Source organism: Streptomyces sp. NPDC057287 (assembly GCF_042667905.1).
Lineage (GTDB): Bacteria > Actinomycetota > Actinomycetes > Streptomycetales > Streptomycetaceae > Streptomyces.
In genome coordinates, this window is record NZ_JBHUYV010000004.1 from 461,607 (window position 1) to 478,690 (window position 17,084).

A 17,084-nucleotide genomic window follows, 5' to 3' on the forward strand; every position below is an offset into this window, starting at 1 on the left:
GCCCTAAGGACGAGCACGGGTGTACAGCCGCAAGAATCAGCGTGATCTCACGCGCACGGAGAAGAAACGACTCGTCGACGCGATCCTCGAGCTCAAGCGCTCGGGACGCTACGACGACTTCGTCAGCCTGCACCGGGAGTTCTACGTCACCGATGCCGAGAGCAGGCCACGGCCCGCCCACATGACCCCGTCCTTCTTCCCCTGGCACCGCAGGTACCTGCTGGAGTTCGAGGAGGCGCTGCAGAGCGTCGACCCCCGTGTGTCGATCCCGTACTGGGACTGGACGCGGGACCGGACGGCGGGCGCCTCGCTCTGGGCGGAGGACTTCCTCGGCGGCAACGGCAGGCCCGGTGACCGGCAGGTCATGACCGGGCCCTTCGCCTTCCGGCAGGGGAACTGGCGCATCAGCGGCGGCGTCACCGACGACCCCTTCCTGCGGCGCAACCTCGGCCGGCCCTCCTCACCCGTCACGCTGCCCGGCGCGGCGGAGGTGGGCCGGGCGCTGGACGACCCCGTCTACGACACCGCGCCCTGGAACAGCGTCAGCGCCACCGGCTTCCGGAACAGGATCGAGGGCTGGGGCATCAGAGGCGGCAGGGGCGTGGCCAACCACAACCGGGTGCACCGCTGGATCGGCGGGTCGATGGCGGGTGCCGCGTCGCCCGACGATCCGGTCTTCTGGCTGCATCACGCGTACATCGACCTGCTCTGGACGCGCTGGCAGAGGGCGCATCCGCGCTCCCGCTACCTGCCGGCCCGCGCGCTCCCGGCGGACGACCCGCACGGTGAGTGGGTCTTCGCGCTCGATCGGCCGATGCCGCCCTGGGACGTCGCGCCTTCGGGGCTCATGGACCACACCCGGTTCTACCGGTACGTCTGAACGCGCGGAACGGACCGGGCCTCCCCTCCGCGCCCGGAGGCGGGGAGGGGAGGCCCGGAAGGTGCTGCGGGGAGATCAGTGGCCGTAGCCGTACTCGCCCTCACCCTTGTCGTCGTGGCTGTCCTCGTGGACCTCCTCGTGGCTGTCCGACACGTTCGCGCAGGTGTTGCCGAACGCCGGGTTCAGCAGGGCGATGACGTTCACTGTGTTGCCGCACACGTTGACCGGGATGTGGACGGGCACCTGGACCACGTTGCCCGAAAGGACACCGGGGGAGTGGGCGGCGACGGCCCCCGCACCGGCGTCGGCGGTGGCCATGCCGGCGCCGCCGGCGATCAGGGCACCGGTACCTGCCATGACGGCGGCCACCTTCGAGATACGCGACATCAGTTCTCCTTGAGAAGTTCGGACCCGGCTGCCGTGCTGCGGCCGGTATGCCTGGACAACGCGGAAGTCGACAGACGGTAACGGATCGCCTTAAAAGTCATCATCCCGGCTCAACTCCGGCCGATGAACGCAAGCCCGGCGGCTGGGAGCTCACTCAGCCGGCCACGCCAGTCCCGGGCTGCGGGAAAGCGGGTCTTCACCGTGTCCGCGGCCCGGTCCCGTACCGTCACCTGCGTCTCGCGGAGCCGCATCAGCGGCTGGAGCGTGGAACGTGCCATCAGCAGACGCTGGTTGACGACCGGCACGGGGCCCCAGTTGCCCTTGTACTGCTCCGCGCCGCGCAGCAGACTCAGCACCCCCCGGTCCAGCCCCTCGGCCTCCCGCGCGATCTCGCGGAGCAGCATCGAGGAGACGTCCACCTTCCGTTCCCTGAGGCGCGGATCGGCCCCGTAGAGATAACCCCCGGTCAACCGGGCGGACCGGAACGACAGGTCGGCCGCCACCACCTCCCCGTCGAGGAGGAACTCCCGGACCGAGGCCTCGCCGTCGCGCACCATCCGGCGGGTGGAGCGCACCAGATGCGCGCAGAAGCGGGGCCGCAGGTGCTCCGGGTTGACCCCTCTCCCGAGCCACTGGAGCTCGTGCAGGCGCAGCAGGGTGCCGATCGCGCCCGCCACCCGGTGCACCGGTGCCGGGCGGCACTCGATGCCCAGGGTGTCGATCCTGCGCAGTTTGGCCCGGGCCCGCTGGGCCCGCGAACCGGTCATCCGGCCGATGAGGGCCTCGATCGGCTCGGCGGGCAGTTCCATGCAGGTCGAGTCCGTGAGGCTGCTCCGGGCGCCCGACCACGCCTCGAACAGCAGGTTCGCCGATGCGTCGGGCCGTACCTCACGCAGGTCCACGACGGTGTGCGCTGCGGCCCGGTGGAGTCCGCGCTCCAGCGCGGTCACCGCCGCGGCCGTGTCGTCGCCGTCCACCAGGATGTCGAAGAAGTCGGAGATGGACCCGCCCATCGGTACCAGCAGCGGCATGGGGCGGTGGACCAGCATCAGCGGGGCCGCGCCGATCAGCCGCCCGTCCCGGCGTGCCAGTACGACCCTGAGCCGGCCCGAGGTCCCGTAGGAGAGCCACCAGGAGTGGAGCCACGCGTGGCTCTGGAACGGTGTGGCGGTGGGGCAGCGGCGGTGCAGCGCGTCCCACTCCGCCGCGAGGTCCGCGAAGTCCGGCAGGTCCCGGCAGAGGGTGACGGTGAGCCGCCCACGACGATCGGTGTTCATCGGACGAGCTCCCGTTCCTCGGCGGCGCCGCCCTGGGACGGACCCGGTACCTGGGCCGTGACGTCGCGGCGCCCTGGACGCGGGCGGACGAGCAGGACCAGCCCTCCGACGAGTCCGCCCGCGCTCGCACCGACGGCCGTGCCGAGCGGCACCGAGGGGGACACGGGGTCGGCCGGCGGCACGGCGTGGGAGAACTTGATCAGTTTCACCCCGGTGTCCTTTGCGACGTGCCCGCTGCTGACGACCACGGCCTCGGCCACCGCGTTGGCGATGTCCGCCGCACGGTTCCGGTCCGCCGACGTGCCGGTGACCGCGATCATCGGCGAGTCGGGGGAGGTCTCGGACCGTACATGGGTGCGCAGTTCGCGCACCGGCTCCCCGGCTGCTCCCCTGGCGTAGGTGAGGGTGGCGTCACTGGTGGCCAGCCGCCCGTACGACTGCGCGTACCCCAGTGCCGCGGCCGGGTCGACGTCCTTGCCGGCGGTGACCATGGCGTAGCTGGTGGCCGCGTACTGGGGCGTGGCGAGCATTCCGTACGAGAATCCGCAGGCGGCTCCGAGCAGGATGCAGGCGGGCAGGGGCCACCAACTGGGCCGTACGGATGCGGGGCGTAGCCTGCGGAACCGTCCGGGGACGGCCGGCTGCTGCTCGGGCGACTCGGTCATGGGTGTGCTCTCTCGGTCGGGGGGACTGGGGCGGTGTCGACGGCCTGTGCGTAGACGTCCATGAGGCGTCGGCTGCTGAGCCTGATGTCGTAGTGGTCGACGGCGGGGGGCGGAGGCAGCCGGCGGTGGCCGTCGTCCATGCGGTGCAGCAGCGCGGCCGTCAGCTCGTCCGTGGCATCCGCCGCACCGGAGGCGGATCCGATACGGGTGGCACCCGGCACCCGGCCGGCCGGCAGGTCCTCGATGGCGGGGCACGCCGCGTGCACCACGGGCAGCCCGGCGGCCAGGGCCTCGACGACGGCGAGGCCGAAGGACTCCTCGCGCGACGCCGAGACGAACGTGTCCACGGCGCTCAGCACTTCGGGAATGCCCGGAGCGGCGCCCGGGGCGCCGCACTCGCCGAGGAACCTGACGCGGCCGGCCGCACCGAGCCGGGCGGCGAGGGCGCGCAGCGACGCCTTCTCGGGGCCGTCCCCGGCCAGGACGAGCCAGGCGCCGGGGAGGGCGGCGACGGCCCGGATCAGGACGTCGAAGCGTTTGCCGGGGACCAGTCTGCCCACGCCTCCCACCACGAACGCCGGCTCGGGAAGGCCCAGCAGCGCCCGCGTGGAGCGGCGTCGCGCCGCGTCGAAGCGGAAGGCGGCCACATCGATGCCGTTGGGCACGGTGTGGATCCGGGCGGCCGGTACACCCCAGGCGCGCAGTCTGCCCGCGACGGTGTCCGAGACGGCGACCGTCGCCGCGCCGAGCCGTTCGGTGCGCAGGTAGAGCTCGCGGGTGCCGCGGGTGAGCGGCCGTCCCTCGATCTCCGCCCGCCCCAGGGAGTGCTCCGTCGACACCGCCGTGGTCCCGGCGAGGCGCGCCGCGATCCGGCCGTAGACACAGGCCCGGTAGAGGTGCGTGTGCACGAGATCGTACGAGCCGCGGCGGATGAGCCCGGCGAGCCTCGGCACCGCGCCGAGGTCCCGGTTGCTCCTCATCCCGAGGTCGTGGACGCGGACGCCGTCGGCGCGCAGCCCTTCCGCGACCGCCCCCGGGTTGGTGAGCGTCACGACGTCGCAGCGCACCGGCAGATGACGCAGCAGCAGACGCAGCTGCTGCTCGGCCCCGCCGACACCGAGGCCGGTGATGACGTGGAGCGCCTTCACCCGGCCGCACCCGGCCCGGCGGAGCGGTACCGCAGCCGGTGCCGCACCTCCTTGGCCCGAAGCCGGGCACCCCGGTCGGCGTGGCTGACATGCGTGCGCGGGAGAGCGAGTGGGCCCGCCAGGGGGCCGGGGACCAGGGCGCACCCGTAGGTGTATCCGGCGGCCCGGACGGAGTCGGCCACCCGGCGGTCGGCCGTGCCGTACGGGTAGCAGAAGCCGGACGGCTCCTGCCGGAGGATGCGGTGCAGCGCTTCCCGGCTTCCGTGGGTCTCCCGGCGCAGCTCGTCGTCGGACAGCGTCGTCAGATCCTGGTGGAGCATGCCGTGCGAGCCGACCTCCATTCCCGCCGCGGCGACGGTACGGATGCCTTCCTCGGTCAGCAGCGGTCTGCGCGGGCCGAGCGGATCCCAGGTGTTGGAGCCACCGGGACGGCCGGGCAGGACGAACACCGTCGCGGTGCAGCCGTGCGCGAGCAGGACCGGGAGTGCCTCGTCGACGAAGTCGGCGTACCCGTCGTCGAACGTCAGCCCGACCAGCCCACGCTGTCCGGCGGCCCGCGCGCGCAGCAGCTCCGCGATCCCCGTGCCGGTGAGCCCCCGGCGGTGCAGCCAGGTCAGCTGCTCGTCCAGGCGGTCGGCGGAGACGGTGATGCCGTACGGGTCGTCCGTGGGATCGCTGACCGAGTGATAGGTCAGAATCCACGGCCGGGACCGGAGGGGGAGCGACCGGGCGGGGGGTGCCGAGGTGTCAGCGGCCATGAGGGAACCTCTGTCGGATGAGTGCCAGCAGATGAACGGCTTCGGGCGCTCGGAGTGCGAGCCCCGTGAGGAGGAACGCCGTGGGGACGACGACGCAGCCGGCCGCCAGACCGGCCGGCGCTCCCGGCACGAGGCCGGTGGCCAGCCGGCAGGCGGCTGCCGCGACCGCCGCCGCGGCAGCCGGACGGGCGAGGGAGAGGGCGACGGCACCGGACCGGACGGCGACCGCCCGTGAGCCCAGCCCCAGGAGCATCAGCAGGGCGGCCGTGCTGATGCCGAGGGCGTTGGCGGCGGCGATGCCGTCGACGCCGAACGGGCCGGTCAGGAGAAGCCCGGCGACGATGGTGACCAGCAGGCCGACTCCCATCGCGCCGAGGGGGTACCAGGTGGGTCGCCCTGCCGAGAAGAACGGCCGGCACAGGGCGCCGACGAGCGTGTGGCCGAGCAGGCCGAGCGCGTAGACCCGCATCACACCGGCGGTCGCGGCCGTGTCCGCAGCGTCGAAGGCGCCCCGCTGGAAGAGGACTTCGACGATCTGGGGCGCGCAGCCGAGGACCGTCGCGGCGCCGAGCAGCACCACGGTCCCGGCCAGGGCGAGATCGCGCTCCACCCGCCGCCGAGCGCCCTCCCCGTCCCCTGCGGCCATGGCCCTGGCGACGACCGGGAAGGTGACGGTGCAGATCATCATGGACAGCACCATCGGGAGCTGCGCCACCTTCTGCGCGTAGTTGAGGTGGGAGATGGCCCCGTCGGGCAGGGACGAGGCGAGGAACCGCTCGACGAAGACCTGCGACTGACGGCTCACCACGAACAGCACGACCGGCGCCAGGACCGTGGCACTCAGCAGGGCGGAACCGCGCTCCCGCGCCGCCTTCCTCCCCTGCCGTCCGGGCTCCCGCCGCCCCGGCACCAGCCGTACGAACGTGGGCAGCAGGGTGAGGATCATCAGCAGGCTGCCGACGGCGACGCCCGCGGCCGCGGCGCGCACCCCCCAGAGGGAATGCAGCGCCAGGGTCATGCCGATGATGCCGATGTTGTACGCGATGTAGACACCGGCCGGAGCCAGGAAGCGGCCGTGCGCGCGCAGCGCCGCGCTGAAGTACCCGGTGACGCCGAAGGTGAGCACCGTGACGGCCGTCAGGCGCGTGCAGTCCACGGCGAGCCGCGGATCGTCGAGTCCCGGTGCCAGGACGCCGACGGCCCAAGGGGCGCCCCAGACCAGCAGTCCGCCGGCGAGGGCCAGCGCGGCGAACAGCCGGGGGAGGGTGTCGGCCACCAGCGACCGGACCGGATCCGGCGTGTGGCCGCCGGCGGCCCGCCGGGTCAGCGCCAGGCTGAACGCCGGTACGAGCAGCAGCGCCATGCCGTCCTCGATCAGCAGCGTGGCCGCCATCTCCGGCACGGTCCAGGCGATCAGGAAGGCGTCGCTGGCGTGGCTGGCGCCGAAGAGCCTGGCGATGGCCTGGTCCCGGACGAGCCCCAACAGGGCGGCGACCACGGTCAGTCCCGCGGCGCCGCCCGCCGCACGGGCCAGGAAGCTTCCGGGCCGGGCGGGAGCGTCGGGTACGGACGTCTCCGTGACGGTCTCCTCCGCGGCCCTGCCGGTGGTGGTCCCGCTCACGCGGCGCTCGTCCTCTCCGGTCCGGCCAGGGCCCACCACGCGGCGAGGCCGAGCACGATCCCGGTCAGGACGGTGGACGGGCCGCCGATGTCCGCGTAGAGGAAGTCGACCGTCTGCCAGGTCATCAGCCCGACGGCGGCGAGACCGCAGTCGACCGCCGCGGCCACCCGGGCCCGTGCGAGCACGAGCCGGCGCACCCCGCCGACCAGGAGCGCGGCCCAGGAGCCCACCAGTGCGACGAAGCCGATGAGCCCCTGCTCGCTCAGTACGAGCAGGTACATGTTGTGGGGGGAGAGCAGCGGCTGCTTGCGGAACTCCTGCCCGGCCCCCGCGGTGTCGCTGCCGGAGGAGAGCCCGATGGAGGCGTGTCCGTCCCGGTGGGCCGGGAAGCCCTTCAGACCGACGCCCGTCGCCGGCTCTTCGCGCCACATGCCCGCGGCGGCGGCCCACATCGTGTAGCGGTCGTTGACGGACCGGTCGGGAGCGCTGGTCACCTCCGTGATGCTGGTGAGCCGCTGCGAGATCATCTCGGACCCGACGCCGAATCCCCCCACCAGCACGACCCCGGCCGCGCCCAGCACCGCGAGGGCCCGGACAGCCTGCTGGAGTCCGGTCAGCGCGATCACCGCGAGGGCCCCGGCCGCCGTCGCGATCCACGCCCCGCGGCTGAAGGAGAGCGTGAGCGGGACGACCAGCAGTGCGGCTGTCACCGGAGCCCACGGCCTCAGGCGGCGAGGCGTGCCGGCCGGGGTACGGAGCGCGTACGCGGCAGCCGCGATCAGCCCGTAGCCGACCACCGTCGCCATCCCCATCACATCGCCGGGGCCGAACGTGCCGACGGCGCGGATGTCCTCACCCATGTAGGAGGCGCCGGAGCCCGTGACGTACTGGTGTACGCCTGTCGCGCCCTCCACGACCCCCAGCAGCACGAGCGCCCCCGCGACGGCCCGGAACCCCTGGGCGTCCCGGACGAGGAGAAGGACGGCGGCCGGCACCAGGACGAAGATCTGCAGGTACCGCACGAATCCCGGCAGGGCCGCCACGGGGTCCGCGGCGGTGACCGTGGCCAGGGCCAGGCCCACCGCCGGCAGTCCCAGCACGACCGCCGCCGCCGCTGTGAGCGGGCGGCGCCGCAGGTACAGCAGGCGGCCCGCGCAGACGAGCACGGCCGCTCCCGAGAGGAGGTCGGCCGCCGGCACGCCGAACAGGGTCCCGGCCCCGCTGCCGTCGGCCGGCACGGCCACGAGCAGGACCGTCGCGATCAGCGGCAGCAAGGTCAGTCGGCGGCGCCACCCGCTCTGGGGCGCCTTCTCCCGGGCGGTCGGTACGGCGGGCGCCGCGGTCAGGGTGAGGGTCACGGGTCAGCTGCCTCCGAGCCGGAACACCGAGCCGGCCGTGCGCGCCAGCACGCACAGGTCCTGCCAGAGCGACCACGTCTCGATGTACCGGTTGTCGAAGCGCGCCCGGTCCTCGATCGAGGTGTCGCCGCGCAGGCCGTGCACCTGCGCCAGCCCGGTGATGCCTACGGGCATCCGGTGCCGTGTCCGGTACCCCGGGTGCATACGGCTGAACTGCTGCACGAAGTACGGGCGTTCGGGGCGGGGGCCGACCAGGCTCATGTCGCCGCGGACGACGTTCCACAACTGCGGAAGCTCATCGAGCGAGGTCCGGCGCAGCAATCTGCCCGCCCGGCTCATGCGCCCGTCCGCAGATACGTTCCAGCGGGTGGCCGACTCGTGTTCGTCGGCCGGTCTCAGGGTGCGGAACTTCAGCAGGACGAAGGGCCGTCCGGACTCCCCGATGCGTTCCTGACGGAAGATGACGCCCGGTCCGTCGCACACCCGCACGGCGAGTGCGCACGCCGCCATTACCGGGGACGCCGCGACCAGGGCGGCCGCCGCCAGGACGGCGTCCATGGCGCGCTTCACCCGATGGGCCGCGGGACGGCCCGGCCCCGCGTGCAGCGAATGGGCCGCGAAGCCCCAGACGTGGTCCGGCCGTGGCGCGGTCCGGTACCGTGCGACCGATACCTGATCGGTGATCAGCCAGACCTGGCACCCGTGCCTGGCGAACAGCGCGAAGAGCTCCTCCCCGTCCGGCACGGTCTCGGGCGGCAGTGTGAAGACGGCGTGCCGTACGGAGTTCTGCACGACCGCCCGGCCGGCGTCCTGCACCGAGGCCAGGACGGGCAGAGGCGCTTCGCCGGGCGGAGCTTCCGCCGCCTCGTCCGCTTCCGTGCCGGAGCCCACGACCCGGCCGACCGGCCGCATCCCGTACCGCGTGTGCTCCTGCAGGACCGCGATGACCCGGTCGGCCACCGGGCCGTCTCCCACCACCAGGGTGGACTGCGGATGGCGCGCGGCCGACCAGCGGCGGGACCGGTGGACGACGGCCCTCGCTCCGCAGCTCACGAGGATCTGGACGCCGGCCGCGCAGCCGAGCGCCGCCCACCCGGCGGCGTGGCGCGGGTCGTACGTGGACACCGCCTCGGCGGTCACGTACCACTGCACCGCGGCCAGCCCGGCGAGCGCGGGCAGCTCCGCCAGAGCGGACGGGGACAGTCCGGTCCGGTAGAGGCCCCGGTAGGCGTGCAGGAGCAGCTGGGCGGCGGCCTGGAGGAGGACGACGACCGGTGGCCACGGCCCGGGGGCGACCAGAGCCACGGCCAGGCCGAGCGCGAAGGCGTCGGAGACCATCAGAGCCGCCGGGGCCCGCCGGCGCGTGACACCTCCGGCGCTCCGTGGGGCGGGAGCGTCCTCCCCGCCGCTGCGCGGCGGGCGGATCGCGGAAGCCGCGCGCCGTACGGCAGTCGCCTGGGCGGCTCGGGGGGCAGGTGCACTCTCCGTCGTCATCGCTGGGTGCGCTTCCTCGTCGTGGGGCGGGACTGGCCGACAAGTTCCTGGTAGAGGCGCAGGACCGCTCCGGCGGTCTTCGTCACGTCGAAGACCGACCGCGTGCGGCTCTGCGCCGTGCGGCCCAGCTCCGCCCGAAGCGCCGGGTCGCTCAACAGCGTGGTCAGTGCCGCCGCAAGCGCCGTGGGGTCCTCGGGCGGCACGAGGCAGTGGGGCAGGTGTCCGGGTGGCAGGCTCTCCCTCGCCCCGTCGACATCGGTCAGCAGGACAGGCGTGCCGCAGGCCATGGCTTCGAGGGGGGCCAGAGCCATCCCCTCCCAGCGCGAAGGGAGGACCAGCAGGTCCGCCGCCTGGATCCAGGGCCGCACGTCTGCGCTGGAGCCCGTGAACAGCACTCCTGGAGGGGCTGCGCGCCGCAGCTCGTCCCCGTGCGGCCCGTCGCCCACCAGGACCAGCCGGGCACCGCCCACCGCCGCCGCCCGCCAGGCGCGCAGCAGCACGTCCTGGCCCTTCTGCCGGCTCAGGCGCCCGACGCACACGACGAGCGGCACCCCGGCCGGGATCCCGCCGGGCAGCGGGAGCGAGGAACGGGCCGACGCGGCGGCGTCCCCGCAGGCCGGCCGGAAGCGGCCGAGGTCGATGCCGTTGTGGATCACCGACCAGCGTGCCGTGATGCCCGCGCGCTGCCCGGTCCGGCGTTCGGACTCGCTGACGCAGAGGATGCGGTCGCTCCACCGTGCCCCGAACCGTTCCCACGCCGCGGCCAGTCCGGCGGCCCTGCCCTCCAGGGCCTCGAACGACCAGGCGTGCGGCTGGAACACGGTGGGAACCGCGCCCCGCACGGCCAGCCGCCCGGCGAGCCCGGCCTTCGCGCTGTGGACGTGGACCACGTCGGGAGCGCAGTCCCTGACGAGACCGGCCGCCGTGAATACCTCCCGGCCCAGCCGACGGCCGGGGGCGCGGTCCGCCGGCCAGGCGCAGACCCGGGCGCCGGCGGTGGCCGCCCCGGCCGCCAGCGGCCCGTCCGGAGGGCAGGCCACGACGGGCCGCAGCCCTGCCCGGACCTGCGCCGCCACGAGGTCGGTCACGACTCGTGCGACTCCTCCCTCCACCGGCTGGACCAAGTGGAGGACGGTCAGGCGACTTTCATCGGAGCAACTCTTCTGCAGCACGCACGGCTCTCTTTCACAAGCCCCCGAAGAGCCGGTTCGGTTAAACACCGGCGGCAAGGAAAATGGTGGCGGAGATCAAGCGGTAAAACCGAAATGCACTGTGGCAGACCATGAGTGGGAAAACGCGCAGGACTCGCCCTCGTGTCCTTTTGGATCACCTGCGACCAGGCCTCCGACCACTGATTCCGTGCATCGTGAGGTCAGGTCTCCGGCAGTCGGTCACGCGAATGCTGCGGCGTGTCAGACGGCTATGCCTGCCCTTGTCCGCGGCCGCATCGCATGATGACGCTGCCGTACGCATCCGCTGGAATCACGAGGCCGTGTATACCCGTGCGGTAATGCGCTGCAATTCCGGTCGAGTTGAGCGGCACAATTCCTGATGACACGTTTCGGCCGTTCGGGTGCGGCATTCCCCCGCCCCGTCCGTCTCCCGGCGTGCATTCCGTGCGAACCGGCCGGTCGCGGTGGACCGGCCCCGGGAGCCACCGCGCTCCGGGTGTACTGCTGCTGAGGCCCCGTACCCGGGAGCGCTGCCGACGAGGCAGTATCGGGTACGACTCGTGATGATCGTCCGCCCTGTGACGGTCCGCGAACGGCCGATGAGGACAGAGGAGAAGCGATGGTTCACGAACGGGCCGGTCAGCCGGCGCAGCCCGGAGACCTGGTGGACGTGGCACGGCTGGTGACGGCCTATTACACGGTTCACCCCGACCCGGCCGAACCCGGCCAGCGCGTGGCTTTCGGAACCTCGGGCCACCGCGGTTCGGCGCTCGCGGCGGCCTTCAACGACGACCACATCGCCGCCACCACCCAGGCCATCTGCGACTACCGCACCCGGCAGGGCACCGACGGGCCGCTGTTCCTGGGCGCGGACACCCACGCGCTGTCCGAACCCGCCCGGATCACGGCCGTGGAGGTGCTGGCGGCCAACGGCGCCACGGTCCTGATCGACACCGACGACGGATACACACCCACCCCGGCCGTCTCGCACGCGATCCTCACCTACAACAGGGACCGCACGGCCGGCCTCGCCGACGGCATCGTCGTCACCCCGTCGCACAACCCGCCCGCCGACGGCGGGTTCAAGTACAACCCGCCGCACGGCGGCCCGGCAGGTTCGGACGCCACCTCCTGGATCCAGGACCGTGCCAACGCCCTGATCGAGGGCGGGCTGAAGGAGGTCCGGAGAATCCCCTACGCCCGGGCGCTCGCAGCCGACAGCACCGGCCGGCACGACTTCCTCACCGGCTACGTCGACGACCTCCCGGCCGTCCTCGACCTGGACGCCGTACGCGATGCAGGGATCCGCATCGGGGCGGACCCCCTCGGCGGCGCCTCGGTCGGGTACTGGGGGCGGATCGCCGAGCGCCACCGTCTCGACCTCACGGTGGTCAACCCGCTCGCCGACCCCACCTGGCGGTTCATGACGCTGGACTGGGACGGGAAGATCCGGATGGACTGCTCCTCGCCGTACGCCATGGCCTCCCTGATCGAGCAGCGCGACACCTACACCATCGCCACCGGCAACGACGCCGATGCCGACCGGCACGGCATCGTCACGCCCGACGGCGGTCTGATGAACCCCAACCACTACCTGGCCGTGGCGATCCGCTACCTCTACTCCCACCGGGAGGGCTGGCCGGCCGGGACGGGGATCGGGAAGACCCTGGTCTCCTCCTCCATGATCGACCGGGTCGCCGAGGACCTCGGGCGCCGGCTGGTGGAGGTGCCGGTGGGCTTCAAGTGGTTCGTCGACGGGCTCTTCGGCGGCACCCTCGGTTTCGGCGGCGAGGAGTCCGCCGGAGCGTCCTTCCTGCGCCGTGACGGCCGGGTCTGGACCACCGACAAGGACGGCATCCTGCTCGCCCTGCTGGCCTCGGAGATCACCGCCGTCACGGGCTCCACCCCCTCCCAGCACTACGGCGAGCTCACCGCCCGGTTCGGCGATCCGGCCTACGCCCGGATCGACGCCCCCGCGACCCGGGAGCAGAAGGCGGTCCTGGCCAGGCTCTCCCCTGAGCAGGTCACCGCGGACACGCTGGCCGGGGAGCCGATCACCGCCGTGCTCACCGAGGCGCCGGGCAACGGCGCCGCGATCGGAGGGCTCAAGGTCTGCACCGACAGCGCCTGGTTCGCGGCCCGGCCCTCCGGCACGGAGGACGTCTACAAGGTGTACGCGGAGAGCTTCCAGGGGCCCGAACACCTGGCCAGGGTCCAGGACGAGGCCCGGTCCCTGGTCTCCGACGCGCTGGGCGCCACGGGCTGAACGGCCGGGGGAGGGAGGGCCGGGAGATCCCCGGCCCTCCCTCCCGCTCCGGCTCCCCGGTGCGGCAGCGGTCACACCTCGGGCACGGTCCGGTGGACCTGCCGGATGAACGCGGCGTTGTCGGGAGTCCTGCGGATCCTGTCCAACAGCGCCTCGAGCGCGGCCTGCCCGTCCCTCGACCGCAGGGCGCGCCTCAGTCCTCGTACGGCGGCCAGTTCCGCCGCGGGCTGCAGGAGCTCCTCGCGGCGGGTGCCGGAGGGGGTGATGTCGACGGCGGGGAAGACCCGCCTGTCCGCCAGTGACCTGTCGAGGCGGAGTTCCATGTTGCCGGTGCCCTTGAGCTCCTCGAAGAAGTAGTCGTCGGCGCGTGAGCCGGTGTCGACCAGCACGGTCGCCAGGATGGTGAGCGAACCGCCCTCCTCGGCCAGCCGTGCCGCCCCGAACAGCTTCTTGGGGCCGGAGAGCGCCGCGGCGTCCACACCCCCGCTCAGGGTGCGCCCGCCGGCCCCGGCGCTGTTGTTGTGGGCGCGGCACAGCCGGGTGAGGGAATCCAGCAGGACCACGACGTCCTGGCCCTGCTCGACCAGCCGCTTGGCGCGTTCCAGGGCGAGTTCCGAGAGCGCGATGTGCTCCTTGGCCGGCCGGTCGAACGTGGAGGAGTACACCTCACCCCGTACCGAGCGGCGCATGTCGGTGACTTCTTCGGGACGTTCGTCCAGGAGGACCACCATCAGGTGGCACTCGGGGTGATTGACGGCGACAGCCGCGGCGATCTGCTGCAGCAGCACGGTCTTGCCGGTCTTCGGCGGCGCGACGATCAGTCCACGCTGGCCCTTGCCGACGGGGGAGACCAGGTCGATGATGCGCGGCGCCGGCCCGCCGTTCGGGGTCTCCAGGCGCAGCCGTTCCCGGGGGTGCAGCGGAGTGAGGTCACGGAAGTGCGGACGGTCCCGGAGCTCGTGCGCCGGACGGCCGTTGACCGATTCGACGAGGGACAGGGCGCGCGGCCGCTCGCAGAGCCCTTCGACGACATCGCCCTTGCGCAGGCCGTGCCGGCGGATCAGTGCGGGCGGCACCTGGACGTCGTGGGCGGACGCATGGCCTCCGTCGGTGCGCAGGACGCCGTGTCCGTTGTTCGTGGTGTCGAGGACACCGGCGGTGCGGACGGGCTGGTTCGGCTGGGCCAAAGGGCGTTCGAGTGTGCTGGTCATGGTGGGTCCTTTCGCGGACATGGCGAATGAGAGGTCCGGAGAGGGCGAGGCGGCGGAATCACGCCTCGTGCGACGGGCATGAGAAGCCCGGACCGGACGGAAGAGATGGTGCGAGGGGCTGGATCGCCGGTCTTCGGAAGACGGGCGCAACAGCGGGAGAGAAGCATCGGCGCCCGGTGAGGGCGTTCACGAATGCTGATCGCACCGTACCACGCATGAAGGTCCGGAGGAAGATGCTGGACTCTCCGGTCCGCGTTCAGGCCCCTTCCTCAGCGAGCGCCCGGCGGGCGCGGCGCCGACCGTCCTGGTCACGCCCCGCCGGGCCTCGGGCGCCCCGACCGTGGAAGGGCCACCCAGGAGGTCGAGGAGGTGTGGGCTGGGACCCGGCCGCCGAGGCGGTGTGCCGACGGCCGGGTGCCCTGCTCTCAGCCCTTCCCGCGGAACGCCCGCAGGATCTGCTCGGCGGCCAGCGTGGCCGTCAACTCGCCCTCACGGACCCGCTGTTCGAGACCGGGAGTGAGCGTGCGCACCTCGGGGTGGCTGCGCAGGCTCTCCAGCAGCTCGTCGCGGACCATGGCCCAGGTCCAGTCAACCTGCTGGTCACGGCGCTTGGCCGCGAGCCGGCCGGTGGAGTCCAGGAGCGTCCGGTGCTGCTCCAGCCGCTCCCACAGCGTGTCCAGGCCGGTCGACTCCCTGGCACTGCACGTCAGCACCGGGGGAGTCCAGGCGGCGTCCACCGGGTGCATCAGCCGTAGCGCGCCCGCCAGTTCGCGGGCCGCCGATCGGGCGTCGCGTTCGTGCGGGCCGTCGGCCTTGTTGACCGCGATCACGTCGGCCAGCTCCAGGACACCCTTCTTGATGCCCTGCAGCTGGTCGCCGGTCCGGGCCAGCGTGAGCAGCAGGAACGTGTCGACCATGTCGGCGACCGCCGTCTCCGACTGGCCGACGCCCACCGTCTCCACCAGCACCACGTCGTAACCGGCCGCCTCCATCACCACGATGGACTCCCGGGTCGCCTTGGCCACCCCGCCCAGGGTCCCCGCCGTGGGGGAGGGGCGTACGAAGGCCCGCGCGTCCACGGCCAGCCGCTCCATCCGGGTCTTGTCACCCAGGATCGAACCGCCGGTGCGGCTGGACGAGGGATCCACGGCCAGCACCGCGACCCGGTGCCCGAGGCCCGTCAGCAGGGTGCCGAGCGCGTCGATGAACGTGGACTTCCCGACGCCCGGCACCCCGCTGATCCCGATGCGCCTGGCCCGCCCCGCGTGGGGCATCAGCTCACTCAGCAGGCGCTGTGCCAGTACCCGGTGGTCGGGGCGGGCCGACTCCACGAGAGTGATCGCGCGCGCGACGAACGCCCGCTTCCCGTCGAGCACGCCCTTGACGTAGGCGTCGATGTCGATGTTCGCGGCCACCGTCAGCGGCTCACAGCTCGTGGCCGAGCGCGGAGGCGAGCCGCGCGACCAGGTCGTGGGCGGCTTCCGGGATCACCGTGCCGGGCGGGAACACCGCTGCGGCGCCGGCCTCGTGCAGTGCCTCGATGTCCGCCGGCGGGATCACCCCGCCGACGACGATCATGATGTCTTCCCGGCCTTCGGTGGCGAGCTCTTCGCGTAGTGCGGGTACGAGGGTGAGGTGGCCGGCGGCGAGGGATGAGACGCCGACGATGTGTACGTCGGCTTCGACGGCTTGGCGGGCGACCTCGGCCGGGGTCTGGAAGAGGGGGCCGACGTCGACGTCGAAGCCGAGGTCGGCGAAGGCGGTGGCGATGACTTTCTGGCCGCGGTCGTGGCCGTCCTGGCCCATCTTCGCGACGAGGATGCGCGGGCGTCGTCCTTCGGCTTCTTCGAAGGCGTCGACGAGTGTGCGGGTGCGGTCCACGGACGCTGATTCTCCTGCTTCTTTGCGGTACACGCCGGAGATCGTGCGGATCTGGCCCGCGTGCCTGCCGTAGACCTTCTCCAGGGCGTCCGAGATCTCCCCGACCGTGGCCATCGCCCGTGCGGCGTCGACGGCCAGCGCCAGCAGATTGCCCTCCAGGTCCGGACCCGGGTCTCGGCCCGCCGCGTCGGTGAGTGCCCGCAGTGCGTCCTGGCAGGCGTTTTCGTCGCGCTCTTCGCGCAGTCGGCGCAGTTTGGTGATCTGCTGCGTACGCACCGAGGAGTTGTCGACTTTGAGGACGTCGATCTTCTCGTCGCTCTCCACCCGGTATTTGTTGACGCCGATGACGGGTTGGCGTCCGGCGTCGATGCGGGCCTGGGTGCGGGCGGCGGCTTCCTCGATGCGGAGCTTCGGGATGCCCGCGTCGATGGCCTTCGCCATGCCGCCGGCCGCCTCGACCTCCTCGATGTGCTGCCAGGCCCGCTGCGCCAGGTCGTACGTCAGCTTCTCGACGTAGGCGCTGCCGCCCCATGGGTCGATGACGCGTGTGGTGCCGGATTCCTGTTGGAGGAGGAGCTGGGTGTTGCGGGCGATGCGGGCGGAGAAGTCGGTGGGCAGGGCGAGGGCTTCGTCGAGGGCGTTGGTGTGCAGGGACTGGGTGTGGCCCTGGGTGGCGGCCATGGCTTCGACGCAGGTGCGGGTGACGTTGTTGAACACGTCCTGGGCGGTCAGGGACCAGCCGGAGGTCTGTGAATGGGTGCGCAGGGAGAGCGACTTGGGGTTCTTCGGCTGGAACTCCTTGACGAGCTTCGCCCAGAGCAGGCGGGCGGCGCGGAGTTTGGCGATCTCCATGAAGAAGTTCATGCCGATCGCCCAGAAGAAGGACAGGCGTGGGGCGAAGGCGTCGACGTCGAGTCCCGCTTCCTGGCCGGCCCGCAGGTATTCCACGCCGTCGGCCAGGGTGTA

At 72.6% G+C, this 17,084-nt stretch carries 14 protein-coding genes; 2 read left to right on the plus strand and 12 right to left on the minus strand.

The features are described 5' to 3' along the window. Positions 1 to 19: 19 nt before the first annotated feature. Positions 20 to 880 (plus strand): tyrosinase family protein, encoded by an 861-nt coding sequence (locus ACFUNE_RS10850; RefSeq protein WP_383564945.1) that lies wholly within the window; start codon positions 20 to 22, stop codon positions 878 to 880. A 75-nt stretch (positions 881 to 955) separates the two neighbouring features. On the opposite strand, the gene ACFUNE_RS10855 is transcribed toward ACFUNE_RS10850, so the two are convergent. The 9 genes from ACFUNE_RS10855 to ACFUNE_RS10895 form a co-directional block, all read right to left on the minus strand. Continuing rightward, the gene (locus tag ACFUNE_RS10855; RefSeq protein WP_329225453.1) at positions 956 to 1,267 is read right to left on the minus strand and encodes a chaplin; all 312 of its coding nucleotides are present in this window, start codon (positions 1,265 to 1,267) and stop codon (positions 956 to 958) included. Between the two features lie 110 nt (positions 1,268 to 1,377). Beyond that, positions 1,378 to 2,544 (minus strand): GNAT family N-acetyltransferase, encoded by a 1,167-nt coding sequence (locus ACFUNE_RS10860; RefSeq protein WP_383564947.1) that lies wholly within the window; start codon positions 2,542 to 2,544, stop codon positions 1,378 to 1,380. Beyond that, positions 2,541 to 3,209 (minus strand): lipopolysaccharide biosynthesis protein, encoded by a 669-nt coding sequence (locus tag ACFUNE_RS10865; RefSeq protein WP_383564949.1) that lies wholly within the window; start codon positions 3,207 to 3,209, stop codon positions 2,541 to 2,543. The genes ACFUNE_RS10860 and ACFUNE_RS10865 overlap by 4 nt, the downstream gene beginning before the upstream one ends. Then, positions 3,206 to 4,357: a glycosyltransferase gene (locus tag ACFUNE_RS10870; protein WP_383564951.1), complete on the minus strand. Its 1,152-nt coding sequence runs from the start codon at positions 4,355 to 4,357 to the stop codon at positions 3,206 to 3,208. The genes ACFUNE_RS10865 and ACFUNE_RS10870 overlap by 4 nt, the downstream gene beginning before the upstream one ends. Continuing rightward, positions 4,354 to 5,115 carry a polysaccharide deacetylase family protein gene (locus ACFUNE_RS10875; RefSeq protein WP_383564953.1) on the minus strand — a complete coding sequence of 254 codons (762 nt, stop codon included), beginning with the start codon at positions 5,113 to 5,115 and terminating at the stop codon, positions 4,354 to 4,356. The genes ACFUNE_RS10870 and ACFUNE_RS10875 overlap by 4 nt, the downstream gene beginning before the upstream one ends. Next, a complete protein-coding gene (locus ACFUNE_RS10880; RefSeq protein WP_383564955.1) occupies positions 5,105 to 6,736 on the minus strand; it encodes a lipid II flippase MurJ in 1,632 nt (543 codons plus the stop codon). Before ACFUNE_RS10880 ends, ACFUNE_RS10875 begins: the two co-directional genes overlap by 11 nt. Then, positions 6,733 to 8,094, minus strand: a complete 1,362-nt coding sequence (locus ACFUNE_RS10885; protein WP_383564957.1) for an O-antigen ligase family protein — start codon at positions 8,092 to 8,094, stop codon at positions 6,733 to 6,735. Before ACFUNE_RS10885 ends, ACFUNE_RS10880 begins: the two co-directional genes overlap by 4 nt. 3 nt (positions 8,095 to 8,097) lie before the next feature. After that, entirely contained in the window at positions 8,098 to 9,588 is a 1,491-nt protein-coding gene (locus ACFUNE_RS10890; protein ID WP_383564959.1) for an exopolysaccharide biosynthesis polyprenyl glycosylphosphotransferase, read from the minus strand. Next, positions 9,585 to 10,760 (minus strand): glycosyltransferase family 4 protein, encoded by a 1,176-nt coding sequence (locus ACFUNE_RS10895; RefSeq protein ID WP_383564962.1) that lies wholly within the window; start codon positions 10,758 to 10,760, stop codon positions 9,585 to 9,587. Before ACFUNE_RS10895 ends, ACFUNE_RS10890 begins: the two co-directional genes overlap by 4 nt. A gap of 619 nt (positions 10,761 to 11,379) precedes the next feature. Between ACFUNE_RS10895 and pgm the strand changes: the two genes are divergently transcribed. Continuing rightward, entirely contained in the window at positions 11,380 to 13,026 is a 1,647-nt protein-coding gene (pgm, locus tag ACFUNE_RS10900; protein ID WP_383564964.1) for a phosphoglucomutase (alpha-D-glucose-1,6-bisphosphate-dependent), read from the plus strand. Positions 13,027 to 13,097: 71 nt separating this feature from the next. Here the strand turns inward: pgm and rho are convergent, their stop codons facing one another. The 3 genes from rho to ACFUNE_RS10915 form a co-directional block, all read right to left on the minus strand. Then, the gene (gene rho / locus ACFUNE_RS10905; RefSeq protein WP_383564966.1) at positions 13,098 to 14,237 is read right to left on the minus strand and encodes a transcription termination factor Rho; all 1,140 of its coding nucleotides are present in this window, start codon (positions 14,235 to 14,237) and stop codon (positions 13,098 to 13,100) included. A 425-nt stretch (positions 14,238 to 14,662) separates the two neighbouring features. After that, positions 14,663 to 15,652, minus strand: coding sequence for a methylmalonyl Co-A mutase-associated GTPase MeaB (gene meaB, locus ACFUNE_RS10910; RefSeq protein WP_383564968.1), 990 nt, complete (start codon positions 15,650 to 15,652; stop codon positions 14,663 to 14,665). Between the two features lie 10 nt (positions 15,653 to 15,662). Further along, the coding region (locus ACFUNE_RS10915) for a methylmalonyl-CoA mutase family protein (RefSeq protein ID WP_383564969.1) at positions 15,663 to 17,084 on the minus strand (1,422 nt) is incomplete at its 5' end.